The following is a 26,275-nucleotide window of genomic DNA, read 5'->3' as shown; positions in this document are numbered from 1 at the left end:
TCTAGCTGGTCCCCTATAGTCACTGTGGATAACTGGGGATGAACACCCAGACGGGCTTTGAGAGGGAATTTCGGGATGCGCTGTCCTTTTTGCGGAAATGTAGACACTCAGGTGAAGGACTCACGTCCTGCCGAGGATCATGTGGCCATCAGGCGGCGTCGGTTCTGTCCGGCCTGCGGCGGGCGGTTCACCACCTATGAGCGCGTGCAGCTGCGCGATTTGGTGGTCATCAAGACCTCTGGCAAGCGCGAGGACTTTGACCGTGACAAGCTGGAGCGCTCGATCCGCATTTCCATGCAGAAACGCCCCATCGAGCCGGAGCGCATCGACCAGATGATTTCGGGCATTGTGCGGCGGCTGGAAAGCATGGGGGAAACGGATATCCCGTCTACCTCCATTGGTGAGATCGTGATGGAAGCGCTCGCGCGGATCGACACGGTCGCCTATGTGCGCTTTGCCTCCGTTTACAAAAACTTCCAGGCGGCAGACGATTTCGAAGAATTCGTCTCGGAACTGCGCCCGCCTGTCCCGTCTGACGATTAAACCATGAGTTCGGGTGCGGCGGTGCACGCCGACGCACAGGATGACGCGCGCTGGATGGCGCTTGCCCTGTCGCTGGGCAGGCGCGGCATGGGGCGCGTCTGGCCAAATCCGGCCGTCGGTTGCGTTATCGTGAAAGACGGCCGCGTCCTTGGGCGCGGTTGGACGCAAGATGGCGGCAGGCCGCATGCCGAAACGGTGGCGCTTGCGCAAGCAGGCGGTGCCGCGCGCGGCGCGGATGTGTTCGTGACGCTTGAGCCCTGCGCCCATACCGGAAAGACCCCGCCCTGTTGTGACGCGCTGATTGCCGCGGGGGTGGCGCGTGTGGTGGTGGCGATCTCTGATCCGGACGAGCGTGTGGCCGGGCAAGGTCTTGCGCGGCTGCGTGCGGCGGGTATTGACGTGGTGACCGGCGTCCTGGCGCAGGACGCCACGCAAGATCACGCGGGCTTTTTGTTGCGGATCGAACAGCACCGTCCTTTTGTCACCCTGAAACTTGCCATGTCGCTGGACGGGCGGATTGCGACCGCGTCTGGCGAAAGCCAATGGATCACTGGCCCCGAGGCGCGTCGCGCCGTGCACGCCATGCGCGCGCGCCATGACGCGGTGATGGTGGGCGCGGGCACGGCGCGGGCGGATGCGCCATCTCTGACGGTGCGCGGCCTTGGGGTCGCGAGACAGCCGGTGCGGGTGGTGCTCAGCCGGACGCTGGACGTGCCGCGGAGCGGGCCGCTCTTTGACACCGCGCAAACCGTGCCTGTGTGGCTGGTGCATTGCCGCGAAGCGCCACCTGAGGCGCGCAAAGCGTGGGCCGATGCCGGAGCGCGGCTTTTGGAGGGGGCGGATGGCACTGTCGCCTCCGCGCTGCAGGCTTTGGCGGCGCAAGGGCTGACCCGCGTCTTTTGCGAAGGCGGCGGCGCGGTCGCGGCCTCTTTGCTGGAGGCGGGGCTTGTTGATGAACTTGTGGTCTTCCATGCCGGGTTGGTGCTGGGGGCGGGCGGGGTCGCGGGCGTCGCGGCGCTGCCGGACGGCGCGCTTGGCGCGGCACCGCGCTGGAGCTTGCAGCGCACGCAACAGATTGGCGCGGATACGCTTCAGGTCTGGCGGCTCAGCGCGCGGCCAAACCTGACCTGATTGAAAAACCCCGAACCTGCGGTCCGGACTTTTGCACGATTCTGCCCTGCGGGCCGCATGTGGGTACGCGACGCGCCGAGACGGCCCATGCGCGCATTGAGGGCGTCGGCCGGGTACGGAATTCCGCCGCTCATCGCCACCCGGTGATGGTTTTGCTTGCATTGTGGCGGCGCTTGGCCGTCACTACATACACAGCAGGCACTAAAAACCGACAAGGCAGACGTTATGAGCTTACTCGGCTCGCTTCTTGGCCGCAGCAAGGGCCAGACCCAAACAGAACCCAAAGCGCCGGCCACGTTGCCCGCGCCGGATCAGCCGGTTTTCGCGATTGGCGATGTGCATGGGCGGCTGGAACTGCTGGAGCAGATATTGGAGCTGATCGACCACGAGATTGGCAGCAAGACGCTGAAAAACCCCAAGCTGGTCTTTGTCGGCAATCTGCTGGATCACGGGCCGGACAGTGCCCGGGTGCTGACGCGGATGCGCGAGCTGACGCGGGAATTTCCGCACAACGTGCTGTGTCTGATGGGCAATCACGAACAGATGTGCCTCGACTTCATCGACGCGCCCGCGGCCCGCCACGCCAGGTGGTTCAAGGACGGCGCCGGCGCCACCTTTGCCAGCTTTGGGGTGGCGGTGCCTGACGAGGGGTTGGACGGCGATGCGGCGCCACAGATGGCGGCGGCGCTAGGGCAGGCGATGGGCGAGGACATGGTCGCCTGGTTGCGCGACCGGCCGCTGATGACGTCGAGCGGCACGCTGCATGTGGTTCACGCGGCTGCCGACCCGCGCCGGGCCATGGATGATCAGGCCGCCCGGGTGCTGACCTGGGGCCACCCGGAATTTCTGTCGGTGACCCGCGGCGACGGGCAATGGGTGGCGCATGGGCACACAGTGTTCGAACGGCCTGTGCTCAAGGACAGCCGGATTTCGGTTGATACCGGGGCGTGGCAAAGCGGCATCCTGTCGGCGGCAATGATTCTGCCGAACGGGCAGGTCGAATTTGTGCAGGCGACGGCCTGACCGCCGGGCAGGCTGGTCCAACATTAGATACGTAACAACCGGCCAAATAGTTTCACAAAAAATCAAAATGTGAGCCGTTCTCGCGCGGTCGTTATGGGCTGCTCGGTGCTGCACTAAATTGGTGCGTGATTGCACAGACATTTCAAAATTCTCACGCTTACGTTCATTGATTGTGAGTTACCCGCCTCCTAAATTCAATTCATCGAAACGGCGCAACGCCAAATACTAGAACCACATACTGGAGAAACACATCATGAAAACCATCATCGCAACAGCCGCCCTCGCACTGTCCTTCGCTGCACCTGCCGCCGCGGACATCTCGACCCAGCAGTTCTTCGCATTGTCCAACGACTCCGCCGCTGAGCGTATCGTCAGCGAAACATCGACCGGTGACGTTGTCGCCGCTGCAAAGAAATTCGCGCTGACAAATGACAGCGTTGCTGAGACGACCGTCAACTTTGACCGCGCACGCAGCGTCGACGTTGATGCGCTGAAGAAATTCTTCGCCATGGGCAACGACTCTGCCGCAGAAATCTAAGCTTTGATGCCTTTGGTCTGACCCCTCATCTTCAGACTGGCAGCTGGCCCTCGCTTTTCAGGCGGGGGCCTTTTTCATGTCAGCGCCGCCAAAGCGGGGCAAAACCCGCAAACAGGCCCTGCAGCTTGGCCAATATCCGGTTTGACGCGCTTGGGCGTGGCAGATCGCCCTCTGCCAACCGCTCGACCACAATCATGGGCGGGCAGGGCAGGTTGGTCTTAGGGTCGTGATAGCGCGGGTAGTCGATCAGCGCGGCATGGATTAGTTGCAACAGATCGGGCTCAATCCCCCTCCTGCGTGCGGGCTGTGCCATACGGTCATCGCTCAGCCCCCAGCCTGCGTAAAACGGCATGCCGTAGCAGGTGACGGGAACGCCGCGCAACAAAGCTTCGAACCCCATGAGCGACGTCATCGTGGCGACCCGGTCGGCCTGCGCAAGCAGCGCATGCGGGTCCGCGTCATGCGCCACGAGATCGGCGTCAGGCTCTGACACAGCACCGGGGCGCAGCCCGGCCTCGATATCGGGATGCGGTTTGTAGACCACGAAACTATCGGGGAAATCCCGCCTGACGGCGGCCAGAAGCGCCGCATTGGTTGCCACCTTGTCAGTGCCCAGCCGGATCGAGGCGTCATCCTCGACCTGCCCCGGCACAAGGATGATCTTCTTGTCGCCCGCGTCAATCTGTGGCGTCTGCCCGTCCAGATTGTACTTGGTCACCCCTTGCTCGACGATCTTGCGCCGCAGCCGGTCGGCCCGCATCAGGGCCTGTTCCGGCAATTGCCGTGCGGCGCTGATTTTGGCCTCTATGTCCGATGGCCCGGTGGGGTCGTAATAGATGCCCTTCCAATCGGTCACCAAGGACACAGGCGCGATCAGGTCCGCGCCAAGCCCGCGCGAGCGCAGGAAACCGTCCTCGACTTTGGCGTAGGGGCGAGGCATATCGGGCGGCGTTTTGCTGGCCCATGTCAGGATCGGCTTGTTTGTGGCGCGCGCTTCGCTTTCGGTCTTTGCAAAGACCAGCGGCGTCGTCTGCCCGAAGAAGTCCTGCAGCGGTTTGCGCTTCCACAGGCTCATGCCCAATGCCACATGGCCGTTCTTGTCCTGACGATGCGCGCGGGTCATCGCCTCCAGCGTATCCAGTACCATTTCCAAGTCGCACAGCCGGTCGCGATAGGGATCATACCAGCGCGGGTACAGCATCATCGCGCCCGCAAACAATTGCGCGCGGGTCAGGTTGCGCTGCCGCCGGTCGATAGGCTGCATGTCTTGGGTCAGCCCCCAGCCCGCGTAAAACGGCTGGCCGAACACGATGGGTTTGTGGCCCGCCAGCACCGCCTCGAACCCCATGCCGGAACTGACGGTGTAGACGGCAATTGCCCCCTCCATCAGCGCGTGGGGGGAAACGGGGTCGGTCATCAGCGTCATGCGATCGGTCAGATGTTCGGGGCCGAAATGCCCGTCACGATGCCCGCCCACGGTTTCGGGGTGGGATTTGATGATGATGCGCGCGGTGGGGTGGTCTTGTTGCGCGTAGACCAGCATTTCGCGGAACGCGGCGACCGAGCCGCCGCCATATTCAATCGAGGCATCGCCCCGCGTCTGGTCGATGACCAGCACATAGCCCGGCTCAGGCATCGGGGTTGCAGGGTCGAAATCATTGTATTTCGACAGGTGCAGCGCCCTGATGCGTTCAATATTGGCCCGCGCACGGGTCATCATCGCGGCATCGTCCAGCGGCTCCTCGCTGAGGAGCGTTTCGAGATCAGACGGCCCGGAGCTGTCGAAATAGGGGCGTTTGTGGTCGATGGTCAGCCCCAAAGGCGGCTCCCCGTCGCGGCCCGGTTTGATGGAGCGTAAAAACGTGTCTTCGATATGGACCAACTGCGCGCCGGTATAGTCGCCGACAGCCTCCCCGCGCCCGGAGGTGGGGCTTTTGCCCCAGACGGCGATCTTGTCGCCCGCGCCGGGCTTGCCAAGGCTCAGGTCATAGCCTGCCAAATCAAGGATGCGCCGCACGCGGGATTGGGTGAAAAAGCCGCCATTGAAATAGAAAAGCCGCGAGCGGTGGGAGGATCCGCTCGCGGCCTTTGATGGGACTTGCGCCCCGGTTGTCACGTCAGTTGCCGCCAGCCGCGTTCGACAGCGCGTTGACCGAGCTGAGCGAGCCGGTCAGGGCGGAAATGGTCTTGTTCCAGGTCACAAACGGGGCTTCGGTCACATAAACCGTGTCGTCGTCGCGGACCACAAAATCACGCGCCTCAAACATGCCGGTGGGTTCGGTCAGGTCCAAAACGTAAACCACGCGCTGCGTGCCTTGCAGGTCGGTGCGGCCCAGCACTTGGTTGGCAATTTCGGCCGGCTCATTGCGGAACACAAACACGCCGGTGGGATCAGCCAGGTTGGAATTTAGACCGCCGACTTGGGCAATCGCCTCAATGGCCGACAGGGTTTGCGTTTCAAACTCCAGCCGGTTCTGCTGGCCGGTGGCGCCCAACACGGTGAAGGCGCGCTTGTCTTCCTCGATCAGGATGCGGTCGCCGCCGCGCAGGGCGATGTCGAATTCGGGGTTGGTGTAGAGGTCCTCAAACCAGATGGTGCAGCGATGCGAGCCGCGAAGAACGGTGATCTGCGCAATTTCCGGCGGGATGGAGATGCCGCCCGCGCGCGCGATCATCGCGGACAAGGTGCGGGTCGGGCGTTCAATGGCGAAGAGGCCCTGCTGGCCCACGCCGCCCACAAGCGACACGGTCGAGCCGTCGCCCGCGACGCGGCGCACGATGACCTGCGGGTCAGGAGTCTGGGTGTCCAGCTTGCCGGTGATGATGCGGCGCAAAGCTTCCGGCGTGTTACCGGCGGCTTTGATGCGGCCTGCGTAAGGAACGAAGATGAAGCCCTGCCCGTCCACCTGAACCTCGTCCAGCGGGGTGGCGTTTGCGCCGTCGGCGGCCAGAAGCCCGTCATCGACGTTCTCGTAGATCAGCAGGCCAAGGGTGTCGCCGGGGTTGATGGTGTCGGACCCCAAAATGCCTGCGTTCAGGAACGCGTTGGAAAAGCCCAGCACGGGTTGCACGGCCGTGGCGCGGGTGACGCGGCTGTTGACGGCCACGATGAACGCGTCGCCTTGCTTCTGGACGGAGCCTGCGAAGATTTCGCGTTTGCCCGGGCCGGAGCGCGGCAAACCGCATGATGCGACGAAGGACGCAATCAAAAGCGAGGACACAATTGTTGTGCCCTTTTTGGATAGAATAGTCACTGCGTGGGCTCCTCGTTGGGAAACTGCCTCAAGTTTTTCTTTTAAACCTATAGAAACGCGGTAAAAAAGAAAGGCCCTGTGTCAGTTGACCACGTGTAACTGTTGCCGTGGCGTCGCAGTGCCGGAGGTCAGGGCGTCATAGGGGTCTTCGGCCACCAACATCATGTCCACAACCTGGCGCAGCAATTGCCGCCGCCCGCGGGCCGAATAGAAGCCGCCCGGTATTTGCGATGTCTCAAGCAAATAATGCCTGTAGTCGCGATAGGCCTTGCTGTCGGGGCGGGTCGGGTTGACGAAAAATTCGGGCAATGACTGCGTCGAAACGAATTCCGGCTTGTTGTACACCGCCTCGCCGAAAACCTTCAGCGGGAAGCCGCGCCACAGCACCTGTTGGGCGGCTGTTGAATTTACCGTGACCGCGCTGCGGGCGGTGTTGAGAAGGGAGGCCAATTTGCCGCCCCGCACGTAATGCACGCGGGCCTCGACGCCCTTTTCGCGCGCCAGCCGCCTGATTTCACGCCGAACGGGCACGCGGCCGTCCTCCAAAGGGTGGGCTTTCAGAACCAAATGGTGATGCGCCGGCGCGCCCTTGGCGAAGCCGTCAATCGTCAGGTCCAGAAAGTCGGTCATCGTCTCGAAGGGGGAATGCATCTGGAAGCTCGAGTCATGTTCCAGCTGCAGCAGGCACAGATGGTAGGGGAAGCCGCCATGCTTGATGCGGTAGGTCGCGGCCGCGCGGCCCAACGCGGTGAAGGGCATTGTCATTAGGCGCTTGATATACAAGCGGAATTCCTTGGTGACCGGCACTGCGCGATGTGGGCGGAAGTTGCGGTATTTCCAGTTCCGCAGGAACACGAAGTAATGGTAAACGGCGCCGTAAAACACGTGCTGGCGCATGTCGCCCCAGCGGGCAGGCGCGTCTGGTAGGTCCAGGTCCAGCCCCTCCAATGCTTTGCGCATCTGGTCCACATCCATGTCCATCAGGCGGGAGTTGCCGTTGGTGCCGCCGCGCTCATACGTCACCCAATAGGGGCGCAAATAGCCCTCTTCGAAGACATGGACCTGCAGGCCCAGCTCATTGGCGATCTCGACCGCTTGCGCGTGGATCGGGCGGGTGTCGCCGTAAAGCACGATATCGGTGACGGATTTCTCGGCCACTATCTCGCGAAAGCGGTCGGGCCAGGTGTCTTGCGGGTCGGTGAAGGGCAGGTAGGTTTTGTTGGAGAACCAGAACGCGTCATCGCCCTTGTTGAAGCCCACACGCCACACGTCACAGCCCGCCGCCGTCAGCATTTTGCCAAGCCGGTAGAAAAACGGACCGTGCGGCCCTTGCAGAAACAAGAATGTGCGGCGTTCGCCGGACATGGCACTCTTTCCTTCGTCGAGCTGAGACAGCGTTCAACATACACGTGTGACCGCGATTTGCGATCCACAAGGCAGACCTATTACAGGATTTCGGCACCATTGTGGCGTCAGACCCGTCTTGCGGCAGATTTTTGGGCGGGGTAGGTCAGGGGGCAACCACCCGGAGCGACGCCCATGTTCACAGGTATTATCACCGATATCGGCCAGATCACCGAGCTAGAGCAGCGCGGCGACCTGCGCGCCCGCATCGCCTGCAGCTACGATACGTCCGGCATTGATCTGGGCGCGTCCATCGCCTGCGACGGCTGCTGTCTGACGGTGATCAATCTGGGCGCGGATTGGTTCGACGTCGAGATTTCCGCCGAAAGCGTGTCAAAGACCAACATTGGCGATTGGGCCGAGGGCAGCCGCATCAACCTGGAACGCGCCTTGAAGGTGGGGGACGAGCTGGGCGGCCACATTGTGTCCGGCCATGTCGATGGCGTGGCGGTGATCACGGCAATGGAAGACGAAGGCGACAGCACCCGCGTGACGCTTGAAGCCCCGGATGCTTTGGCGCGGTTCATCGCGCCGAAAGGCTCTGTTGCATTGAACGGCACGTCCCTGACGGTCAACGCGGTTGACGGCGCCAGCTTCGGCATCAACTTCATCCCACACACCAAACAGGTGACCAACTGGGGCGACGCCAAGACAGGCGACCGCATCAATTTGGAAATCGACACGCTCGCCCGCTATGTCGCACGTTTGCAGGATTGGGCATGAGTTTGCTTGGCCATAATAACGGCCCCTCGATGGAGGCCGGTTACGGCTGGCGCAAACACAGCTGGGCCAAGGCCCGGCGCGACTTGTTGCCGACCCTGCCCATCGAAGTTCTGCGCCGCCGGGTAAATCGCGCCAAAGAACTGGGTCTGCCATACAAAACCTACGCCTCCGTCCGCGCGGCATCGGGGCATGATGTGGTGGCGTTTCTTTTTTCCAGCAACGCGCTGCGTGTGTTTCGCGACGGCGCGCCGATGCCGGCGCATCGCGCTGAAAAACTGCTTTCGGTGGAAAGGGCGAGCCTCACGACGCTGGCCCAACCTCCCCTTGATCCGGCGCGGCTAATCGCGACGCTGATGTCGGAGCACGGCATCGCCCTGAAAGCCGCCGGACCTGCCCCGCATTTCGCGGCGTCATGGTCTGATATCGGGGCCGCCGTCATCGCCCCGCTGCGGGCGGCTGGCCTGCCGAGAGACGGCGTGTTGGTGGTGGGCGACACCGATGCGGAACGCGATTGGTGCGCGGCAGGACGGCTCGCAGGTTTTGTCCCAAGCGATGTACATTTTGGGGAAACGGCCTGAAAGTTTTGCCCCAAAATGTCGCAAAACTCCGCGAGGCGGGCTCTAACCCTTTAAATCGGCTTAAGCCCGCGCTATCTCGCGAGGGGAGTGAGGAAGGCTGCCCATGACCGATTATTCCGACGCGATTTCCCCGATTGAGGAGATTTTGGATGATGCCCGCAACGGCCGCATGTTCATTCTGGTGGACCATGAGGACCGCGAAAATGAGGGCGATCTGGTCATCCCAGCGCAGATGGCAACCCCGGAAGCCATTAATTTCATGGCAAAATATGGCCGCGGCCTGATTTGCCTGACTTTGACGGGTGAGCGCATCGACGCGTTGGGTCTGCCGTTGATGGCCTCCTACAACTCGTCGCGCCACGAGACCGCTTTTACCATCTCCATCGAGGCCCGCGAGGGCGTGACCACCGGTATCTCCGCCCACGATCGCGCCCGCACCGTCGCCGTTGCAATCGACCATTCCAAGACCGCCGCCGACATCGCCACCCCGGGTCACATATTCCCGCTAAGGGCCCGTAACGGCGGGGTTTTAGTGCGCGCAGGCCATACCGAGGCGGCTGTTGATGTGTCTCGTTTGGCAGGCCTAAATCCGTCCGGTGTGATCTGCGAAATCATGAATGAGGACGGGTCCATGTCCCGCTTGCCGGACCTTGTGGGCTTCGCGCAGTTGCATAACCTCAAGATCGGCACGATCAGCGACCTGATTGCCTATCGCCGCCGCCACGATAACCTTGTGAAAGAGTCGTCAATTCAAAAGGTTACGTCTGAGTTTGGCGGCGAGTGGGACATGCGGATTTTCACCGATGAGACACACGGATCGGAACATATTGCGCTGACCATGGGGAACCTTGAAAGCCCTGCGCCCGTTCTGACGCGTATGCACGCACTGAACCCGATCGAGGACGTGTTGGGCCTTGGTCCGTCACCCGCAGGTGAGCTGCGAAATGCAATGAAAACAATCGCCTCTGAAGGGCGCGGCGCGGTTGTTCTGCTGCGCGATACCACGATGAAGTTGGTCACAGATGGCGAAGTGTCGCCTCAAACATTGCGGCAGTACGGTCTCGGTGCGCAGATATTGGCAGCTCTTGGGCTACACAAGCTGGAGCTTTTGACCAACAGCCCCGCCCCAAATGTGGTCGGCCTCGACGCCTACGGGCTGGAGATCACCGGTACCCGCAACATCCCAACGGAGGGTTAGAAAATGGCCGGATCAGAGGCCCATCACGTGATGGACACGCCCAAGTTTGACGAGCCCACCAAGCTGCTGATTGTGGTGTCGCCCTACTATAAAGATATTGCAAACAATCTGTTAGAGGGCGCCAAGGCCGAGATCGAGGCTGCGGGTGCAACCTATGAGATTGAAGAAATGCCCGGCGCGTTGGAAGTGCCCTCTGCCATCCGCATTGCGGACAGACAGGGTGATTTTGACGGCTACGTGGCGCTGGGCTGCATCATTCGCGGGGAGACGACACATTACGAGACAGTCTGCAATGACAGTTCGCGCGGGCTGATGTTGCTGGGACTTCAGGGCTGCAATATCGGCAACGGTATCCTGACGGTGGAGAACCGAAAGCAGGCCGAGGTGCGCGCTGATCCGAAAGATCAGAATAAAGGCGGCGGTGCCGCCGCTGCGGCCTTGCATCTGATCGCGATGCAGCGCAGATACGGGCCGAAATCGCGCGGGCTGGGGTTCCGGCCGGGCGGCAATGATGAAGACGACGGAAGTTTCCAGATCGCATGACCACCTCGAACAACCAGAAACGGGCGATGAAATCGGCCTCCCGCCTCTACGCGGTGCAGGCCCTGTTCCAGATGGAGCATTCAAGCCAGTCGATTGACGCCGTCAGGGCGGAATTCGAGGACCACCGTTTTGGCGCGGTCTATGAGGGCGAGGAGATGATCGAGGGGGATATCGACACGTTCCGGGGGCTTTTGGAAGGGGCCGTGTCGGAGCAATCGCAGATTGATCAGCTGGCGGATCGGGCGATTGTAGAGACCTGGAAAATCGACCGAATTGATCCGACGTTGCGCGCCCTTTTCCGGGCGGCAGGTGCGGAATTGGTGGCGAAAAAGACGCCACCCAAGGTGGTAATCGTGGAATTTGTCGACGTCGCCAAGGCGTTTTTCCCTGATGGGCGCGAGCCGAAATTTGTGAACGCCGTTCTGGATCACATGGCCCGCGAGGCGCAGCCAGACGCATTCTAAGCGGATTTGCTTCTTCGGGAAAACGTGCAAGGGGCTTGGGTCGGCGGGTTACTCGGACGGGTCAGTCGCCATATTGTAGTCGGTCAATTGCTCGGGCAGCAGAACGTAAATCTCATCTGGTGGCGTGACCAAGGCGTGCCTCATGATCAAGGGGTCAACGCCCATATCGTCGAGATAGGCCATGACCTCGCCCTGACCGCGCTGAATGTCTTCTACCGCCAAAAAGGCAGGCAGGGCGGAATTGGTGCCGAAGTAATGTTGGTGCACACCGACCTGGGCGTCGTCATGAATGGTGCGTTCTGCGCCAGAGGCGAGGATGTAGGGGCAGGCGGAGAGGCAAATGTCGCCCGCGCCGAGAAGTGTGTTGTAGTCCTTTTCCCTCAGCTGGCGGCCGATTGTCAGCGCGTCGCGAACCGACCCACCTGGGGAGTTCAGGCGAATATGGGTGATGCTTTGCGGGTTGGCGTTGAGGTATTCGGCGAAACGGTCCGCGTCCCCTTCAGCAATTTGGCCGGTCAGAGTGAGCGTTTCTCCCTTGATTTCAAAGGATATGCGCGACGGCATATCGCCGGTGGAGCGATACGGACGCGCGGGGTTGCCCTCGTCCGCTGGCCGGAGCGGGGTATCGCCAGGATTGTAGCGGCGGGTTTGGTCGCCCGGGATAATGGGCGTGTCGAACCGAGGCTGGCTGGACGGCCAGGCGATATGCGGGATAGCCGCAAACAGGTCGCGTCCCATCAAGAACAGTGCGATCCCGAGCTGAACGGCCAGGACGAGCTTGATCACGCCCTTCGCGGTGATCTGGCCTTTGGGCTGGTCCGGCTTCAGGGCTTGCTTCGCCGCCTTGCGGGCCGCGCGCCTTTCAGCGCGGGTGGGCGGTAGAACCGGTATGTCCGTGCTGGCAGTCATGCCTGCTTGTCTGCCTTCACGCCGGACGGCACCGGTTTGATTTCGGGCTTTGTCTCAGGCTTTGGCGCGGGTGCAGGCGTCCAGGTTTCGCTACCTCTGAGCGAGTGCTCGACGTCTTGCACGGCATTCAGCGCAGCGCGCAACTCGGCCAATGTCAGGGTGTCTTCGACACCGACACGGGATTTTCCGGACCGGATCGCGGCCTGCGTGATCGCGAGAATGAACACCAAAACGGCGGGCAGCAGGTCGATGGCAATTGCACCAGCCCAACTTGGCACGAAATTTTCGGCATAGCGGATCACCGCGTCAGCAGTGCTGATGGGGGTATAGATCGTGTCTTGGGGGGGCTCCATCGCGATGACCCCGTCGGCGGCGATGCGCAAAGTGTCGGCACGTTGGCCCAGAAGCTGCAGGACGGAAGAGATAGTTGATTGCTGGCCCGCGCGGTTTTCGGCGGTGCGGCCGTCGAGTTCTGGCAGGATAACGGAGGCCGAGAGATCTTGGGCCGCGCGTGAGACAAGCGGAGCGACGGAAAGCTGCCTGAGCTGCGTGATCACGCCCGCAAGGCGCACGGCCTCTTCGGAAAATTGAACGGACCGGGCTTCGATGGGGCCGGGTTCCACAGTGAGGGATCGCATCCGGCTAAGAATGGCGTTTCCTTCCGTGAAGGCGGCATTTACCAGCGGTTGTTGCGACGCAATTTGACGTTCCAGCCCGGCGAGTTCGTCGGACTTTTGTCTCAGCACGCGGAACACCGCACCGCGACCGGCGAGGCCGGACAGATCACCGGTGGCTTCTTGTTCGGACAGGTCCTCGAACGACTGGCGGACGCGGGCGACATCGCGGCCGAGGCCCTGGGCGGAGACGGCGATTTCGTTGCTGCGTTCTAGGGCAGTTTGGTAGTCTTGCACCGTGCGGGCCAGGTGCTGTTCGACGGCGGCCGCGCCTGCGAGGGCAGCTGCATTGAGCCAGCTGGACATGGCGATGATGGCCAACGAGCCGAGCAACATCGATACGAAAAGCCCGATCCTAGCGCCCATTGTGCGGACCGCCGGCAGCAGGCGCATCAAGTAAGACCAGAAGACGAATATGCCGACCGAGACGGCGATGGAGTAGCTGACGGCGGCAAAGAAGCTGAGCGCACCGTTGTCATCAAGCAGGGAGGAGACACCGAGATAGGTGTAGATGCCTGAGGCCACGGCCAGCACACCGAGGGCGGCGGCGGTGAAACTGTCGAGCCAGGAAACATGGCCTTCCAGCTCTTTGGCGTAGCGCAACCCTTGCGCCTCAGCCCGGGTCAATCTGTCGTCATCCATGCGGCGTGCTCCCATAACCAGTGGCTAATATGGGGCGCTTACGGGGATTTGGCCAGTTACGAGTGCGTTAGAGCGGGCTGTTCAAGCGGCGTCACGCTGCGGCGGCTTGCCTGACAGGAGGTTGTTAAGTTCCTGCTCGGGCATGGGTTTGTGATAGAAGAAACCTTGCGCGAAGTGGCAGCCGAGATCGCGCAGGGTTTCGACATCTTCCACAGTTTCCAGCCCTTCCGCGATGATATCAACGCCAAGCTCCTTACCCAGAGCAAGCAAAAGCCGAACGATACCACGAGAGACGGGGTTTGCGTGTGCGTCGCCCGCGAAGGCGCGGTCAATCTTCAATGTCGTCAGGGGCAGCGACTTGAGATAGGCCAGATTGGAATAGCCCGTGCCGAAGTCATCCACCGAGATGCCGCAACCCAACCCGCGCAACCGATTGAGGTTCTTATCCGCGGTTTCAAAATCGTCAATCAACGCGGTCTCGGTTACCTCAAGTTTGATGTCGGACGGTTCAAGGTCGTTCAGGTCAAGAACATGCGTCAGAAAATCTGTGAAATTCGGGCGGGTGATATCCTCACCTGAGATGTTGATTGACGCATACAACCCCTCGGGTGCACCGCTTTGTTGCTTCATACGGGCGAGTGCCGCGCAAGCTTCCATGAGGGCAAGGTTGGTGAGATCGCCAATCGAGCCCATCGCCTCGGCACTGGCGATAAAGCGGTCTGGAGGCACAAAGCCGCGTGTTGGGTGAATCCAGCGCATCAGGGCCTCGAAGCCAACAATTCCTCCACCGGCAATTTCTACGATAGGTTGGTAGACGAGGAAAAACTCTTTGTTTTCAATGGCCTTTATCAAATCCGTTTCAAATTTGAATTCTTCAATGAGGTTGTCGGCGTCACGTAACGTGCTCGGCGCGAACGGGACTGTTGATCCCTTGTTGTTGGCCTGTTCGCTGAATGTCCCTGTAAAGCTGATTGAGGTTTCGACACAGGCGCGCAGCACCGGGTCGAGTTTTTCGAACCGGTTCAAAATCTGGTCGGCGGATACACGAAAGACCTGACAATCAGTGACCGCTTCCACGGTAACCGTGCGTGGCTGGCCGGTGAGAATTGACAACTCCCCCACGATGGACCCTGCGCCACGCCGTTCGATATCAACCCGCTGTCCGGCCAGGTCCGTGTGCAGGATGATCTCACCCGACGCAACAATGAAGCCGCAATCATTCGGATCGCCTTGTTGATACAAGATCTCCCCCGGGGAGAGCAGAATTTCGGTCACTGAAGACATGGCGACGGGTCTCGGCCAGTTGTGGTTTTAACTGGTGAAACGGATAATGGTCTTGATTGCCGAAACCGTTAATGGCCAGATTCAAACTGCGTGCAATTTGCCTTAACTCGTTCAGCGCCTGATAACATCTGTTACTCAGACGGATTGCATTCAGGGCAATTTGCGCTTTGCTTGCGCGTCTAGCTGGGCGACGAACGCGTCTTCAGACATCCCCTCAGACAATGCGCGGGACATGAATTCCGCCTGACTTTCCGGGATCAGGCCGCCGATTGGCGGATCGCGGTCGAGATTGGTGGGAAAGGCATACCCTTCCGCTGACGCCGCAATGACGCGGCGCGGATCGGCATGTGAGCGCAGCACCGGGTAAAGAGCCTTGCACATCGCGGCGCGGTCTACGCCCTCGATGCTGCGGCCAAAGGGTGAGCCGATTTGCAGCAGGTTTGCCAAGCGGAATTTATCCGTAGTCGTGTTGGTCCCCGCGCCGTGCATGACGGCCGGATTGAAGAAGACGGCGTCACCTTTCTCTAGCGGAAGCTGGGTGCGGTTGGCTTCGAAGTATCGCTGGAAGTCGTCGCGCTGGAAAGCCACGTAGCCTTCGAGCATTTGGTGGGAGTAGGGCAAGTATAGCGTGGGGCCGGTTTCCAGCGGCATGTCACAATGCGCGATTGCACCTTGCAGGGTCAGCAAGGGCGACAAGGCGTGCACCTGTGCGGGGTAGGTGGCCACGCGGGCAGAGGGCATGAAGCCGAGGTGGTAGTCGCGGTGCGCTGTTTGCGCGGCCCCGCCAGGGTTCACCCGGTTCACCTGCGCCGTCAACTGATAGCCTTCGCCCAGCCAGGCGCGGCAGGGCAGGTCAATGGCGGGGGTGTCGAAGTATTTGGCAAAATTGGCGGGGTCTTTGAGACAGTGCTTTTGGGCCGCGTTCCAGACCCGGTCATTGGCGCCGGGCTTTGCGAAATGGTCGCCGCCGCCTGTGCCGCGTTCATCCTCGATGAACTGCTCAAAGATTTGGGTGGCCGCGTCCAGCGTCGCCCGGTCAGAGATCGCGCCTTTGATGGCGACGATGCCGGGGCCCAGGTCGAAGACGCGGTTCAGCTCGGTCATGAGCGCGGTTCGGTCTGCGGTGCGGAACGTGTCGCCCGCATAAATCACGGTGTTTTGTTCGATGGCTGATGCCAGCGGATAGTCGGCCTTGTCGGTGTCCTGCTCTACCAGCCGTTTCAGATCATCCAGCGAGCCGGATGTGTCAGTGAGCCAGACGGGCGGTTTGGTGGATTTGAGCATGGCGGCCTCCCTATGGGGAGTTAGCCACGGATTTGCGCTCGGGGGAAGTGGTGACGGAACCGCCGCAGGGGTCGAAGAACTTATTCCCGCAGACCTGTATATACAGGTGGGCGCCAGGTAACTGGACCAGGGTCCAGACAGAGCCAGCTCCCGAGGAATTGCTTAAGGCCACCAGAATGTAGTCTTCATGTGTGACACAGAGGGCAGAACCGTCACCCTTGCAGATAAGGTGCGGCTGTCGGTCTGGCAAGGTGTGCTATGGTGCACGCGGAGGATTTGACCATGGTGACTGAGAACAAGACCAGGCCCGAGTCTGCGGATGTGACCGCCTTTGTGGCGGGTGTGGCCCATGACGTGCGGCGCGCGGATGCGGAGGTGCTGTTAGAGCTGTTTGGCCGCGTCACCGGCTGGGAGCCGCAGATGTGGGGCCCGAGCATCGTGGGCTATGGACGGTACCATTACCGCTATGACAGTGGCCGCGAGGGGGAGTCGCTTGTGACAGGGTTCAGCCCGCGCAAATCCTACACCAGCCTATACATCATGCCCGGATACCAGGACCTTTCAGACGAGCTGGGGCGGCTGGGCAAGCACAAGGCGGGCAAAGCCTGCATCAACATCAACAAGCTGGCGGATGTGGATCTGGGTGTGGTGGAAGAGATCGTGCGCAAAGGACTGGACATGATGTTGGTCCGCTACGAGACCTTCGACCGCTAAGGCCGAAGGCCCGTTGTTTTAGTCCGCGTGAGCATCAGCCCGCATGCGGGCGAGGTGATCGTCCCAGCCCTTGTCGAGCGCGAGGGTGAGGCCGAATGCGTCGGCCCCTTGGGGCAGGCCGACATGTTCCAGGGACAGGCGGGTGCCGCCGGGGACGTCTTCCAGCCGCCATTTGACGGTGCTGACGGCCTCACCCATCGGTTTGATGGTAAAGGTGTATTCCAACACATCATGCGGCTCGCAGGCGGTGACCTTGCCCCACATCAGCTTGTCGCCGCTTTCGGTGCCATACATCGCGTAGTCGGCGTCCTTTGCCAGCGTCTCTTTGGGTTTATGGAACCAGATGCCCAGCTTGTCAGGGTCTGTCAGATAGGCCCAGACGGTTCTCTTGTCGGCTTTGAGGAAGATGTTCTTTTGGATGATCGTGTCAGTCATTGGAATGATCCTTTTCAATGGCGGATATCAGGTCAGCAAGTTTGTCGTCCCAGAACTGGTCGAAATAGGAGAGCCAGTCGAAAACCGGGGCGAAGCCTTCCTTGTTGATGGCGTTGATCTTCTCGCGGCCTTGGGCGCGGACCGTGATGAGGCCGCCGTCACTGAGCACCGTGAGATGCTTTTTGACCGCAGCGCGGGTCATGTCGAAATTTTGCGCGACCTCGGCGATGGTCATGTCCTGACCGGCCAGATGACGCAGGATGTCCCGCCGTGTGGGGTCGGCGAGGGCGCGGAAGGTAGGTTGGCTGCTTGGCATCATTGCGTCACCGGCAGGAAGTCGAACTTCCCGTCTTGATAGAGGAAGGTGACGCAGGGCGTATCCGAGATGCAGGACGACACATGGGGCAAGTCCTTGGGGATTTTGTAGAACGCGCCGGTGGGCAGGGGCGTTGCCTGGGTTGTCGCTCCGTGCGGCGCGTGTGTCATGACGCCCTCGATGACGACCCCGAACATGTTGGCAGATTTGACATGGGGCGGGCTGACAAGGCCTGCGGGCAGACGGACCATGGCCATGTAGTCTTCGGTAAATCGGTCGCCTTGCAGGGGGGCGAAAGCGACGCCCTCGGGCGTGGTGGCCCAATCCAGCGCGGGCATGGGCTGGGTGATGATGTCTGTATCGGCGGCGAGGGCGGGGGCCGCGAGGCAGGTAAGTAGGAGGGTGAGGCTGCGCATGACGCGCTCCTTTCGAAAATATGAAACCATTTGGTATTGCTTATATATGAAACCATTTGGTATCGCGTCAAGCGATTCCTTGGGCTTGATTTTTGTTTACGTTTTGTTCACTAATTGCGGATGCCAGACGATTTGACGCCCTCCGTCCATATTCAACCCGGCCAGTTGCTTGCGCGCGGGGTATGCAGGCATCTTGCCAGCCATGATTTCGCGTGCATCGAGGAGTTCACGCCTGAGCGCGGCAAGCGCGTGGATGTTATCGGGCTTGGGCCAAAGGGCGAGATTTGGGTGATCGAATGCAAATCATCGCGCGCCGATTTTCAGACCGACAAGAAATGGGAAGGCTATCTGGAATGGTGCGACCGCTATTTTTGGGCCGTGGATGAGACGTTTCCCGCGGAACTGCTGCCTGACGGCACCGGGTTGATCATTGCTGACGCCTATGACGCCGAGATTATCCGCATGGGTCCGGAAGATAAGCTGGCTGCAGCAAGGCGGAAGGTGCTGATCACCAAATTCGCCCGTCACGCAGCACGACGGCTGCATGGGATGCGAGATCCGGATTTTGTTCTGCCTTTTGGGTGAGGTAATCCGATTGTGCGCCTGCGGCGCGCATGATGTTTTGCGTTCGCCACGCAGGCTTTGGGGCTCTGCCCCGCTCGCGTTGCTCGCCCCCCGGGATATTTATGAACGAAGGAAAGGGACAGGCGCTAGCCGATGGCGCGGGCGCGCTGCGCGGCAGCCTTGATTTCCGCGGCAATTTCTTCGGCCTCTTCCGGGTCGAAATCGAAGGGCAGGTCTATTCCCTCACCTTGGACATAGAGGCGCACCATGCCCTGATCGGTCGGGCCGATTTGCAGGTTTGCGGCGATATCGTTCTCTGTGTTGATGCCCATGGCGATGTCTCCTGACCGGTTCCGAATTAGCTACCGGCATCCTTGAGGGGAGGCAAGACATGCCAATCGTGCAGTGCCGCCGCTATCTTCATATTTGGCCGATGTTGGCCCGTTGCTCCGCTGAGTTGACACTCAGGCGGTGTCACAGCCACTGCGCGCTCCTTGAGGTGCAATTTAGTGGCGCAAACCTGAGCCGGAGCGCGTTAGAGGGTCTTGCATTCGCGCAAGGTCGCCGCTAAATCACCCCTCGTGTGTGCCGCCTTAGCTCAGTAGGTTAGAGCGCTTGATTGTGGATCAAGAGGTCCCTGGTTCGAGACCAGGAGGTGGTACCACACTTATCACTCAACGATGATGGTCTGGATCAGCTCTGACGTGATGCGATCGAAGATCAGGATTTGATTGTTCTGGGTGACCACGGCATACCAGTCGGGCGTGGTGGTGAACGCAGTTGCCACGGTGCCACCAGGCAGATTGATCTGCTGTGGGATCGCCAATGTCGCGGCGGGTTGCTGCACCCTGATGACAATCAATGCGATCAGGACTAGAAGGCCCCCAATCATCACCGCCGTCAGCGTCGTGACGAGGCGGCGCAGAAATTTCAGGTTGGCAGGTTCAGGCTGACCGCCTTCAGGATCGTTTATGTCTGACACTGTCATCTCCGTTGAAATCTCGGAAAACCCCGACAAGCGGCTTGATAAGGCATTGGCGCGCGACGTGCCAGTGGAGGCGAACCTGTCGCGGTCGCGGTTGGCCAAATTGCTGGCTGAGGGCGCGGTGTCGCGGAACGGCGTGGTGGTGACGGATCAAAAAGCGAAGGTGGCTGAGGGCGAGGTCTACGAAATCCGCGTGGCGGAGGCCGTGGATCTGGAGGCGTCGCCGGAAAACATACCGCTGGATGTCGTTTATGACGATGATGCGCTGATTGTGGTGAACAAGCCTGCGGGGATGGTGGTGCATCCGGCGCCGGGCTCGCCGTCCGGGACGTTGGTGAACGCGCTGCTGCATCACTCGGCGGACAGCCTGTCGGGGATTGGTGGGGCGAAACGACCGGGGATTGTCCACCGAATCGACAAGGACACGTCGGGGCTGCTGGTAGTCGCCAAATCGGACGCGGCGCATCAGGGGCTGGCCAAGCAGTTCGAGAAACATAGCGTGGAGCGGCATTACCGGGCGCTGTGTTACGGGCGGCCCGACGCGGCGGACCCGCGGCTGCGTGGCATGCCGGGCGTGGATTTTGAGGCGTCGAACTTGCTGCGGGTGAATGCCAATTTGGCGCGGCACAAGACGGATCGTCAAAGGCAGGCGGTGGTCAAGAACGCCGGGCGGCATGCGATCACCCGGGCGCGGGTGGTCGATAGCTACGGGACGCCGCCGACAGTGTCGTTGCTCGATTGTTGGCTGGAAACGGGCCGCACGCATCAGATCAGGGTGCATATGGCCTATTGCGGGCACTCCCTGATTGGGGACCCTGTGTATGGGGGCAAGCGCAAATTGGCGAAGAAATCGCTGCCCGATGCGGCGATTGCGGCGATCGGGGGCTTCCCGAGGCAGGCTTTGCATGCCGCCACTTTGGGGTTCATCCACCCTGTTTCTGGCGAAAAATTGAGCTTTGAAGCCCCATTGCCGCAAGATTTTGCCGAATTAATCACGGAATTGTCCCGCTGAGCGCACAAGTATGTGAAGCCTTATTACATTGGGTTTCGACGGATTATCTTTGACCGTACGTTTAACGAGAACTTAACGCGCACGGTTTATGTGCGCACGGTGATCTTGAAATTGAACCGACCTGTTCATATTTCTAAATCAACCAAGAAACTGAACCTCAAAGGGGGGCACATAATGGCTAATTACGCTAATCTTCCCGCACCAAGCCCGGAGCAGGGCCTGAACCGCTACATGCAGGAAATCCGCAAGTTCCCAATGTTGGAGCCTGAGGAAGAGTACATGCTGGCCAAGCGTTGGGTCGAGGAGGAAGACACCGAAGCCGCGCATAAGATGGTGACATCTCACCTGCGGCTCGCTGCCAAAATTGCAATGGGCTATCGCGGCTACGGCCTGCCGACGGCTGAGGTGATTTCCGAGGCCAATGTCGGCCTCATGCAGGCGGTCAAGAAATTCGACCCCGAAAAAGGCTTCCGCCTTGCAACATATGCGATGTGGTGGATCCGCGCCTCCATTCAGGAATATGTGCTGCGGTCGTGGTCTATGGTCAAACTTGGCACGACCTCCGCGCAGAAGAAGCTGTTTTTCAATCTGCGCAAAGCCAAGAACCGTATTGGCGCGTTGGAGGAGGGCGATTTGCGCCCTGAAAACGTGGCCCGTATCGCCAACGATCTGAATGTGACCGAGGACGAGGTGATCTCGATGAACCGGCGCATGTCGGGCGGGGACGCGTCGTTGAATGCTGTGATCTCGGCGGATGGCGAAGGGGCCACGCAGTGGCAGGACTGGCTGGAAGACGAGGATGCCGACCAAGCAGGCGATTACGAGGCCAAGGACGAGCTGGATGCCCGTCGTGAAATGATGGCAGAGGCCATGGACGTGCTGAATGATCGGGAAAAAGACATCCTGATGCAGCGCCGCCTGATGGAGAAGGCCGTGACGCTTGAAGAGCTGTCGGGCCAATACGACGTCAGCCGCGAACGTATCCGCCAAATCGAAGTGCGCGCGTTTGAAAAGCTGCAGAAGAAGATGCGCGAGTTGGCCGCCGAGAAGGGCATGCTTGCCACAGCCTAATTTCCGTCTCAATGACGCCATGAACGATTGCGATGCGTAGCGGGAAACCGCTGCGCATTTTATTTTGGCGGTTTGATGGAAGGACATTTTTTGACGGATAAGCACCCAGCGGATCAGGTTCGTGACGCAATTTTGGATTTTGCAGCCGCAGACAAGGCACAAGAGATTTCAGCACTGGCCAACATGTTGGGCGAGATAGGCGCAGTTGGGTCAAACCCCGATCTTGTTGTCGCGTTGGACGACCTGCCAACAGATCAGGCAGACGGGTTGCGCACCATGTTGGCTCAGGCGCAAGCGCTCGAAGCGCTGAGCGCAAGGCTGGTCACGGCAGAGGCCGCGGGCGACACACAAGCCATGCAGGCATTGACCGCCGAATTTCAGTCGGTCATGCCAATGCCGGAATTAGAACCAGATCCGCTGGACCCGCCATATGACCTGATCGAAGTCGCCATTCAGGACGACGATGTTGCCGCACTGGAATCGGCCTTGGCCGGCGACCCGGCACTGAACGTGCATCTCGGCAGGTATGGCAGCTTCCCACTTGCCAGCGTGATGCGCAGCCATGGCAGCAATAGGCTGTCAATGGCCAAGCTGATGCTGACCCGCGGCGCGGATGCAGCTTTCGCCACGCCAGAAGGCTACACGGCACTGCATGTTTTGATGGATTGTGGCGACCGCGCGGACACTGTTGCACTTATTGACGTGCTGATTGCCAATGGTGCGCCGACGGAGGCGGTCAATCACTATGGTTGGACACCTCTTCTGCAGGGCATCATGGAGGGTTCCGCCGTGATGATTGAGGCGTTGCTGGAGCGTGGTGCCAACGTGCATGCCCGTTTCCCCGACCAATCCATGCCCCCATTTACGCGGGGTTGCACGGCGATGATGGCCGCCTGCTACGAACCCGACAAAATCGGGGTCTTGCTGGCATATGGCGCGGATCCCGCCGGGGCGCATGACAACGGGCGTGGGTTCAACCGCTACGCGGATGCGGTGATCAAGGAAGGCAATGACGCAAGACTTGCGGCCTTGGTCGAAGACAGCCGCGCGTTGATCAATGCCGCAAAGCTCGCTTAGCCCTGTTGCTTCTTCCGGATTGCCTCTAGCCTGATTTGAGACAGGCAAAGGAGACAGCCATGCAAACTGTCAATTGGGGCATTCTGGGTGCTGCAAAATTTGCGCGCCAGCACATGGGGCCGGCCATTCATGCCGCTGCGGGGGCACGGCTTTACGGGGTTGCGTCGCGCTCGGGCGACATATCGGGGTTTACCGCATTTGCGCCGGATTGCGTGGGCTTTGACAGCTACGACGCGCTGCTGGCCTCCCCGGAAATTGACGCGGTTTACATCCCGCTGCCCAACCATCTGCACGTGGAATGGGCCGAAAAGGCGTTGCGGGCGGGCAAGCATGTGCTGTGCGAGAAACCGATTGCGATGAAGGCGGATGAGATCGACGCCCTGATCGCGCTGCGTGACGAGACGGGGCTGCTATGCGCGGAGGCCTACATGATCGTGCACCACCCGCAATGGCAGCGCGCCCGCGAGATTGTTCAATCGGGCGGCATAGGCGATCTGGTGCTGGTGGACGCGGTGTTCTCCTATGACAACTCCGCCGAGACGGACAACATCCGCAACAAGCCTGACACGGGCGGCGGCGGCATTCCCGACATTGGGGTCTACACCTTTGGGTCCGTGCGGTTTGTAACCGGCGAGGAGCCTTCGGAGGTGGATGCGCAGATCACATGGGAAAACGGAGTGGACGTATTCGCCCATGTCACGGCGGATTTTCCGTCTTTTCGCTATTCGTCCGTCACCTCCATGCGGATGCATCCACGGCAAGAGGTGACGTTTCAAGGGCGCGACGGGGTCTTGAAGCTGACCGCGCCGTTCAACCCCAACGTCTTTGGCGAGGCGCGGCTGCATTGGCACCGCAACACCCATGGCGGCGGAGCGCCGTCTGTCACGGTCGAACGCTGGCCCGGCGTGAACCATTACGTGCTGCAGGTAGAGGCGTTTTGCCGGACGGTGCGGGAGGGGGCTGATTATCCGACCACATTGGAATTCGCCAAGGGCACCCAGGCGATGATTGACCGCGTGTTTGAAGCGGCGGGCTGAGGATTTCGCCGCGCGTGCGCGCGTCGACCGGCTGGGGGCTCTGCCCCCAAACCCCCGGAATATTTGCGACCAAATGGAAAGGCGGGAAACCGCTATTTGGCTTAGAGGCGCTTCAGCTTCTCGTGGTTGTTTCGAATGTATTGGGCAATCGCGTCTGCTATAGAGCCAGCCTCGTCGAATATGTAGGCCTCTGCCGACTTTGCCTCATCTAAGAAATGACCAAATTTGTTGTCCGATAATGATGCGATTGCGTCGTCTATTTGTCTGGAGGTTGCCACCTTGTCGAGGCCGAGCAGGTTCAGTGCACGGGCTATGATTTCGGCAAACTGGGGAAGTCCGAGGTCCTTAAAGGCTTCATATCCGGAGGCAGCGTGTCGAGATTGCAACTCAAAGTAGCTGAACAACCCGCTTGACTGCGTGCACAGATAGAATTGATCTGCGGCGCAAATCAGGCGCTCTTCATGACACAGAAAGAGGCCGGATTGACAGAGCGCAAAAGAGTAGCGCCCCCAATCATCTTCTTGTCCGTCCAAAAACCTTGCCAGTTCTCGATTGGTATTCTCATTGTTGGAAATGGTCATGCTTGGTGGTGAAGACCGGCTGCGGTGCGACCTTTCACCCCTCCATCGCCTCCAGTTCGTCGATCATGCCGGAGATCATCGACAGGCCCTTGTCCCAGAATTTCGGGTCCGACGCGTCCAAACCAAAGGGCGCCAGAAGCTCCTTATGGTGTTTGGACCCGCCCGCCTTGAGCATCTCGAAATACTTGTCCTGGAAGTCGTCGCCGCCTTCCTCATACACCGCGTAAAGCGCGTTCACCAAGCCGTCGCCGAAGGCGTAGGCGTAGACGTAGAAGGGCGAATGCACGAAGTGGGGGATGTAGGCCCAGAAGGTTTCATACCCGTCCATGTATTCAAACGCAGGCCCGAGGCTTTCGGCTTGCACCGACATCCACAAAGCGTTGATGTCGTCCGGGGTCAGCTCGCCCTTGCCGCGGGCGTCGTGGAGCTTGCACTCAAAGTCGTAAAACGCAATTTGGCGCACGACTGTGTTGATCATGTCTTCGACCTTGCCCGCCAGCATGACCTTGCGCTGCTCCTGCGTATCGGCCCCATCGAGCATCTTGCGGAAGGTGAGCATCTCGCCGAAGACCGAGGCGGTTTCGGCCAAGGTCAGCGGGGTTGAGGACAGCATCTCGCCTTGGCCTGCGGCTAGAACCTGGTGCACGCCGTGGCCCAATTCATGCGCCAAGGTCATCACATCGCGCGGTTTGCCCAAGTAGTTCAGCATGACGTATGGGTGCACGTCAGTGACGGTGGGATGCGCGAAAGCGCCGGGAGCCTTGCCGGGTTTGACGGCTGCGTCGATCCAGCCATCCGTGAAGAACGGTTTGGCAATCTCGGCCATCTCGGGCGCGAAGTCGGCATAGGCTTCCATCACTGTGGATTGCGCCTTGTCCCAATGGACCAGCGTTGGATCTTCCATTGGCAAGGGCGCGTTGCGGTCCCAGACCTGCATCACGTCGAGACCCAGCCATTTGCGCTTCAGCTCGTAGTAGCGGTGGGAGAGCTTCGGGTAGGCGGCGACGACTGCATTGCGCAGGGCTTCGACCACCTCGGGCTCCACATGGTTGGACAGGTGGCGGCCGGTCTGGGGTGTGGGCATGCCGCGCCAGCGGTCCTCGATCTCTTTCTCCTTGGCCAGCGTGTTGTGCACGCGGGCAAACAGCTTGACGTTGTCGCCAAACACGCGGGCCAATTCCCGCGCGCCGGCCTCGCGGCGATCACGATCGGGGTCGGTCAGCAGGTTCAGTGTGCCTTCGATGTTCAGCTCTTCGTCGTCGACGGTGAAGGTCAGCCCGGCGATGGTTTCGTCAAACAACCTGTTCCACGCGGCGGAGCCGACGGTGGATTGATCATGCAGGAATTTCTCCAGCTCGTCAGACAGCTGATAGGGCTTCATCGCGCGCAGGCGCTCGAACACTGGCTTGTAGCGGCCAAGGTCGGCATTTTGGTCCAGCCAGCCGTCAAGTTCGGCATCGTCGATGCGGTTCAGCTCCAGCGAGAAAAACACCAGCGGCGTGGTGAAAGCGGTGATCTTGTCCTGCGCATTCGCCATGAATTGCGCGCGTTCCGCGTCGGTGGTGTTTTGGTAGTAGCGCAGGCCCGCGAAGGACATGATGCGGCCGGTGATGCTTTCGATTTTTTCGTATCGTAGAACGCATTCCAGCATCCCCGTCGCGCCCAGATTGGCCATTTTGCCTTCGTAGTCGACCGCGAAGTCGGCGCAGGCTTTTTCCAGCCAATCCATGTCGCGCTTCAGTTCTTTGGCGTCCTCGCCGGCGTAGAGATCGCTCAAGTCCCATTCCGGCAGCTCGCCAAGGCCCCCGCCGGCGTCGTGCGCATCACGCAAAAGGGTAGGGGCGGTCGGGCGGAATGGGCTTTGCATGCGGGGAG

General features: G+C 60.5%; 29 protein-coding genes and 1 tRNA gene. 16 read left to right on the top strand and 14 right to left on the bottom strand.

The features are described 5' to 3' along the window. Positions 1-75: 75 nt before the first annotated feature. From nrdR to Q0899_RS07390, 4 genes are all read left to right on the top strand, one after another. Complete coding sequence (gene nrdR / locus Q0899_RS07405) at positions 76-543, top strand: transcriptional regulator NrdR (protein ID WP_298297106.1); 468 nt, start codon at positions 76-78, stop codon at positions 541-543. 3 nt (positions 544-546) lie between these two features. Then, positions 547-1,674, top strand: coding sequence for a bifunctional diaminohydroxyphosphoribosylaminopyrimidine deaminase/5-amino-6-(5-phosphoribosylamino)uracil reductase RibD (gene ribD, locus Q0899_RS07400; RefSeq protein ID WP_299191884.1), 1,128 nt, complete (start codon positions 547-549; stop codon positions 1,672-1,674). 225 nt (positions 1,675-1,899) lie between these two features. Beyond that, complete coding sequence (locus Q0899_RS07395) at positions 1,900-2,697, top strand: metallophosphoesterase (protein WP_299191882.1); 798 nt, start codon at positions 1,900-1,902, stop codon at positions 2,695-2,697. Positions 2,698-2,950: 253 nt separating this feature from the next. After that, on the top strand, positions 2,951-3,235 hold the full coding sequence (locus tag Q0899_RS07390) for a hypothetical protein (RefSeq protein WP_298297115.1): 285 nt from the start codon (positions 2,951-2,953) through the stop codon (positions 3,233-3,235). 79 nt (positions 3,236-3,314) lie between these two features. Here the strand turns inward: Q0899_RS07390 and Q0899_RS07385 are convergent, their stop codons facing one another. The 3 genes from Q0899_RS07385 to Q0899_RS07375 all read right to left on the bottom strand — a co-directional run bounded on the left by Q0899_RS07385 (position 3,315) and on the right by Q0899_RS07375 (position 7,854). Next, positions 3,315-5,351: a capsular polysaccharide biosynthesis protein gene (locus tag Q0899_RS07385; protein WP_299191879.1), complete on the bottom strand. Its 2,037-nt coding sequence runs from the start codon at positions 5,349-5,351 to the stop codon at positions 3,315-3,317. A gap of 1 nt (position 5,352) precedes the next feature. Beyond that, on the bottom strand, positions 5,353-6,489 hold the full coding sequence (locus Q0899_RS07380) for a polysaccharide biosynthesis/export family protein (protein ID WP_298297122.1): 1,137 nt from the start codon (positions 6,487-6,489) through the stop codon (positions 5,353-5,355). 81 nt (positions 6,490-6,570) lie between these two features. Then, entirely contained in the window at positions 6,571-7,854 is a 1,284-nt protein-coding gene (locus Q0899_RS07375; protein WP_298297125.1) for a capsular biosynthesis protein, read from the bottom strand. Positions 7,855-8,028: 174 nt separating this feature from the next. Here Q0899_RS07375 and Q0899_RS07370 point away from each other — a divergent pair, with 174 nt between their 5' ends. The 5 genes from Q0899_RS07370 to nusB all read left to right on the top strand — a co-directional run bounded on the left by Q0899_RS07370 (position 8,029) and on the right by nusB (position 11,399). Continuing rightward, positions 8,029-8,616, top strand: a complete 588-nt coding sequence (locus Q0899_RS07370) for a riboflavin synthase (protein ID WP_299191876.1) — start codon at positions 8,029-8,031, stop codon at positions 8,614-8,616. Continuing rightward, positions 8,613-9,194: a hypothetical protein gene (locus tag Q0899_RS07365; RefSeq protein ID WP_299191874.1), complete on the top strand. Its 582-nt coding sequence runs from the start codon at positions 8,613-8,615 to the stop codon at positions 9,192-9,194. The genes Q0899_RS07370 and Q0899_RS07365 overlap by 4 nt, the downstream gene beginning before the upstream one ends. A gap of 103 nt (positions 9,195-9,297) precedes the next feature. Next, entirely contained in the window at positions 9,298-10,392 is a 1,095-nt protein-coding gene (gene ribB / locus Q0899_RS07360; RefSeq protein WP_298297133.1) for a 3,4-dihydroxy-2-butanone-4-phosphate synthase, read from the top strand. Positions 10,393-10,395: 3 nt separating this feature from the next. After that, positions 10,396-10,935, top strand: coding sequence for a 6,7-dimethyl-8-ribityllumazine synthase (locus Q0899_RS07355; protein WP_298297136.1), 540 nt, complete (start codon positions 10,396-10,398; stop codon positions 10,933-10,935). Then, a complete protein-coding gene (gene nusB / locus Q0899_RS07350; protein ID WP_299191872.1) occupies positions 10,932-11,399 on the top strand; it encodes a transcription antitermination factor NusB in 468 nt (155 codons plus the stop codon). The genes Q0899_RS07355 and nusB overlap by 4 nt, the downstream gene beginning before the upstream one ends. 48 nt (positions 11,400-11,447) lie before the next feature. Here nusB and Q0899_RS07345 read toward each other — a convergent pair whose 3' ends face one another. The 4 genes from Q0899_RS07345 to Q0899_RS07330 form a co-directional block, all read right to left on the bottom strand. Further along, positions 11,448-12,308 carry a hypothetical protein gene (locus Q0899_RS07345; protein WP_298297142.1) on the bottom strand — a complete coding sequence of 287 codons (861 nt, stop codon included), beginning with the start codon at positions 12,306-12,308 and terminating at the stop codon, positions 11,448-11,450. Then, complete coding sequence (locus tag Q0899_RS07340) at positions 12,305-13,624, bottom strand: hypothetical protein (protein ID WP_298297145.1); 1,320 nt, start codon at positions 13,622-13,624, stop codon at positions 12,305-12,307. The genes Q0899_RS07345 and Q0899_RS07340 overlap by 4 nt, the downstream gene beginning before the upstream one ends. Before the next feature lie 81 nt (positions 13,625-13,705). Further along, on the bottom strand, positions 13,706-14,908 hold the full coding sequence (locus Q0899_RS07335) for an EAL domain-containing protein (RefSeq protein ID WP_298297150.1): 1,203 nt from the start codon (positions 14,906-14,908) through the stop codon (positions 13,706-13,708). A gap of 150 nt (positions 14,909-15,058) precedes the next feature. After that, positions 15,059-16,192: a phytanoyl-CoA dioxygenase family protein gene (locus tag Q0899_RS07330; protein WP_299191868.1), complete on the bottom strand. Its 1,134-nt coding sequence runs from the start codon at positions 16,190-16,192 to the stop codon at positions 15,059-15,061. Between the two features lie 282 nt (positions 16,193-16,474). On the opposite strand from Q0899_RS07330, the gene Q0899_RS07325 reads away from it, so the two are divergent. Continuing rightward, positions 16,475-16,906 (top strand): DUF1801 domain-containing protein, encoded by a 432-nt coding sequence (locus Q0899_RS07325; protein WP_299191866.1) that lies wholly within the window; start codon positions 16,475-16,477, stop codon positions 16,904-16,906. An 18-nt stretch (positions 16,907-16,924) separates the two neighbouring features. Here Q0899_RS07325 and Q0899_RS07320 read toward each other — a convergent pair whose 3' ends face one another. Genes Q0899_RS07320 through Q0899_RS07310 form a run of 3 tightly spaced genes read right to left on the bottom strand, consistent with a single transcriptional unit; the run spans position 16,925 to position 18,073 of the window. Next, the gene (locus Q0899_RS07320) at positions 16,925-17,341 is read right to left on the bottom strand and encodes an SRPBCC domain-containing protein (RefSeq protein ID WP_299191864.1); all 417 of its coding nucleotides are present in this window, start codon (positions 17,339-17,341) and stop codon (positions 16,925-16,927) included. Beyond that, a complete protein-coding gene (locus Q0899_RS07315; protein ID WP_299191862.1) occupies positions 17,334-17,660 on the bottom strand; it encodes a metalloregulator ArsR/SmtB family transcription factor in 327 nt (108 codons plus the stop codon). Before Q0899_RS07315 ends, Q0899_RS07320 begins: the two co-directional genes overlap by 8 nt. Next, positions 17,657-18,073, bottom strand: a complete 417-nt coding sequence (locus Q0899_RS07310; protein ID WP_299191860.1) for a DUF4437 domain-containing protein — start codon at positions 18,071-18,073, stop codon at positions 17,657-17,659. Before Q0899_RS07310 ends, Q0899_RS07315 begins: the two co-directional genes overlap by 4 nt. 120 nt (positions 18,074-18,193) lie before the next feature. On the opposite strand from Q0899_RS07310, the gene Q0899_RS07305 reads away from it, so the two are divergent. Beyond that, complete coding sequence (locus tag Q0899_RS07305) at positions 18,194-18,658, top strand: MmcB family DNA repair protein (protein WP_299191858.1); 465 nt, start codon at positions 18,194-18,196, stop codon at positions 18,656-18,658. Positions 18,659-18,783: 125 nt separating this feature from the next. On the opposite strand, the gene Q0899_RS07300 is transcribed toward Q0899_RS07305, so the two are convergent. Then, positions 18,784-18,969, bottom strand: a complete 186-nt coding sequence (locus Q0899_RS07300) for a DUF6324 family protein (RefSeq protein WP_299191856.1) — start codon at positions 18,967-18,969, stop codon at positions 18,784-18,786. 255 nt (positions 18,970-19,224) lie between these two features. Here Q0899_RS07300 and Q0899_RS07295 point away from each other — a divergent pair. Next, positions 19,225-19,301, top strand: a tRNA-His gene (locus Q0899_RS07295). 6 nt (positions 19,302-19,307) lie between these two features. On the opposite strand, the gene Q0899_RS07290 is transcribed toward Q0899_RS07295, so the two are convergent. Next, positions 19,308-19,625, bottom strand: coding sequence for a DUF6476 family protein (locus Q0899_RS07290; RefSeq protein ID WP_298297173.1), 318 nt, complete (start codon positions 19,623-19,625; stop codon positions 19,308-19,310). Between Q0899_RS07290 and Q0899_RS07285 the strand changes: the two genes are divergently transcribed. From Q0899_RS07285 to Q0899_RS07270, 4 genes are all read left to right on the top strand, one after another. Then, positions 19,609-20,634, top strand: a complete 1,026-nt coding sequence (locus Q0899_RS07285) for an RluA family pseudouridine synthase (protein WP_299191854.1) — start codon at positions 19,609-19,611, stop codon at positions 20,632-20,634. The two genes, Q0899_RS07290 and Q0899_RS07285, sit on opposite strands and share 17 nt — an antisense overlap. A gap of 174 nt (positions 20,635-20,808) precedes the next feature. After that, entirely contained in the window at positions 20,809-21,705 is an 897-nt protein-coding gene (gene rpoH / locus Q0899_RS07280; RefSeq protein ID WP_298297179.1) for an RNA polymerase sigma factor RpoH, read from the top strand. 90 nt (positions 21,706-21,795) lie between these two features. After that, positions 21,796-22,782, top strand: a complete 987-nt coding sequence (locus tag Q0899_RS07275) for an ankyrin repeat domain-containing protein (protein WP_299191851.1) — start codon at positions 21,796-21,798, stop codon at positions 22,780-22,782. Between the two features lie 59 nt (positions 22,783-22,841). Continuing rightward, positions 22,842-23,819 carry a Gfo/Idh/MocA family oxidoreductase gene (locus tag Q0899_RS07270; RefSeq protein WP_299191849.1) on the top strand — a complete coding sequence of 326 codons (978 nt, stop codon included), beginning with the start codon at positions 22,842-22,844 and terminating at the stop codon, positions 23,817-23,819. Positions 23,820-23,920: 101 nt separating this feature from the next. Here Q0899_RS07270 and Q0899_RS07265 read toward each other — a convergent pair whose 3' ends face one another. Beyond that, positions 23,921-24,400, bottom strand: coding sequence for a DUF4375 domain-containing protein (locus Q0899_RS07265; RefSeq protein WP_298356504.1), 480 nt, complete (start codon positions 24,398-24,400; stop codon positions 23,921-23,923). A 34-nt stretch (positions 24,401-24,434) separates the two neighbouring features. Then, positions 24,435-26,267, bottom strand: a complete 1,833-nt coding sequence (locus Q0899_RS07260) for a M3 family oligoendopeptidase (protein WP_299191847.1) — start codon at positions 26,265-26,267, stop codon at positions 24,435-24,437. Between the last annotated feature and the right edge of the window lie 8 nt (positions 26,268-26,275).

Origin of the sequence: uncultured Litoreibacter sp. (assembly GCF_947501785.1) — a bacterium.
Taxonomy (GTDB): Bacteria; Pseudomonadota; Alphaproteobacteria; order Rhodobacterales; family Rhodobacteraceae; genus Litoreibacter.
Note: the sequence above shows the minus strand (reverse complement) of the source record. Positions and strands in the feature narration are given on the sequence as shown.

Excerpts from the sequence above, each read along its gene's own strand:
- Q0899_RS07395 (WP_299191882.1), top strand. The coding sequence starts at position 1,900 with ATGAGCTTACTCGGCTCGCTTCTTGGCCGCAGCAAGGGCCAGACCCAA.
- Q0899_RS07335 (WP_298297150.1), bottom strand. The coding sequence starts at position 14,908 with ATGTCTTCAGTGACCGAAATTCTGCTCTCCCCGGGGGAGATCTTGTAT.
- Q0899_RS07315 (WP_299191862.1), bottom strand. The coding sequence starts at position 17,660 with ATGATGCCAAGCAGCCAACCTACCTTCCGCGCCCTCGCCGACCCCACA.
- Q0899_RS07310 (WP_299191860.1), bottom strand. The coding sequence starts at position 18,073 with ATGCGCAGCCTCACCCTCCTACTTACCTGCCTCGCGGCCCCCGCCCTC.
- nusB (WP_299191872.1), top strand. The coding sequence starts at position 10,932 with ATGACCACCTCGAACAACCAGAAACGGGCGATGAAATCGGCCTCCCGC.
- Q0899_RS07390 (WP_298297115.1), top strand. The coding sequence starts at position 2,951 with ATGAAAACCATCATCGCAACAGCCGCCCTCGCACTGTCCTTCGCTGCA.
- Q0899_RS07260 (WP_299191847.1), bottom strand. The coding sequence starts at position 26,267 with ATGCAAAGCCCATTCCGCCCGACCGCCCCTACCCTTTTGCGTGATGCG.
- Q0899_RS07285 (WP_299191854.1), top strand. The coding sequence starts at position 19,609 with ATGTCTGACACTGTCATCTCCGTTGAAATCTCGGAAAACCCCGACAAG.
- Q0899_RS07270 (WP_299191849.1), top strand. The coding sequence starts at position 22,842 with ATGCAAACTGTCAATTGGGGCATTCTGGGTGCTGCAAAATTTGCGCGC.
- Q0899_RS07290 (WP_298297173.1), bottom strand. The coding sequence starts at position 19,625 with ATGACAGTGTCAGACATAAACGATCCTGAAGGCGGTCAGCCTGAACCT.
- rpoH (WP_298297179.1), top strand. The coding sequence starts at position 20,809 with ATGGCTAATTACGCTAATCTTCCCGCACCAAGCCCGGAGCAGGGCCTG.
- Q0899_RS07370 (WP_299191876.1), top strand. The coding sequence starts at position 8,029 with ATGTTCACAGGTATTATCACCGATATCGGCCAGATCACCGAGCTAGAG.
- Q0899_RS07365 (WP_299191874.1), top strand. The coding sequence starts at position 8,613 with ATGAGTTTGCTTGGCCATAATAACGGCCCCTCGATGGAGGCCGGTTAC.
- ribD (WP_299191884.1), top strand. The coding sequence starts at position 547 with ATGAGTTCGGGTGCGGCGGTGCACGCCGACGCACAGGATGACGCGCGC.
- Q0899_RS07340 (WP_298297145.1), bottom strand. The coding sequence starts at position 13,624 with ATGGATGACGACAGATTGACCCGGGCTGAGGCGCAAGGGTTGCGCTAC.
- Q0899_RS07355 (WP_298297136.1), top strand. The coding sequence starts at position 10,396 with ATGGCCGGATCAGAGGCCCATCACGTGATGGACACGCCCAAGTTTGAC.
- ribB (WP_298297133.1), top strand. The coding sequence starts at position 9,298 with ATGACCGATTATTCCGACGCGATTTCCCCGATTGAGGAGATTTTGGAT.
- Q0899_RS07345 (WP_298297142.1), bottom strand. The coding sequence starts at position 12,308 with ATGACTGCCAGCACGGACATACCGGTTCTACCGCCCACCCGCGCTGAA.
- Q0899_RS07375 (WP_298297125.1), bottom strand. The coding sequence starts at position 7,854 with ATGTCCGGCGAACGCCGCACATTCTTGTTTCTGCAAGGGCCGCACGGT.
- Q0899_RS07320 (WP_299191864.1), bottom strand. The coding sequence starts at position 17,341 with ATGACTGACACGATCATCCAAAAGAACATCTTCCTCAAAGCCGACAAG.
- Q0899_RS07305 (WP_299191858.1), top strand. The coding sequence starts at position 18,194 with ATGCCAGACGATTTGACGCCCTCCGTCCATATTCAACCCGGCCAGTTG.
- Q0899_RS07265 (WP_298356504.1), bottom strand. The coding sequence starts at position 24,400 with ATGACCATTTCCAACAATGAGAATACCAATCGAGAACTGGCAAGGTTT.
- Q0899_RS07330 (WP_299191868.1), bottom strand. The coding sequence starts at position 16,192 with ATGCTCAAATCCACCAAACCGCCCGTCTGGCTCACTGACACATCCGGC.
- Q0899_RS07300 (WP_299191856.1), bottom strand. The coding sequence starts at position 18,969 with ATGGGCATCAACACAGAGAACGATATCGCCGCAAACCTGCAAATCGGC.
- Q0899_RS07325 (WP_299191866.1), top strand. The coding sequence starts at position 16,475 with ATGGTGACTGAGAACAAGACCAGGCCCGAGTCTGCGGATGTGACCGCC.
- nrdR (WP_298297106.1), top strand. The coding sequence starts at position 76 with ATGCGCTGTCCTTTTTGCGGAAATGTAGACACTCAGGTGAAGGACTCA.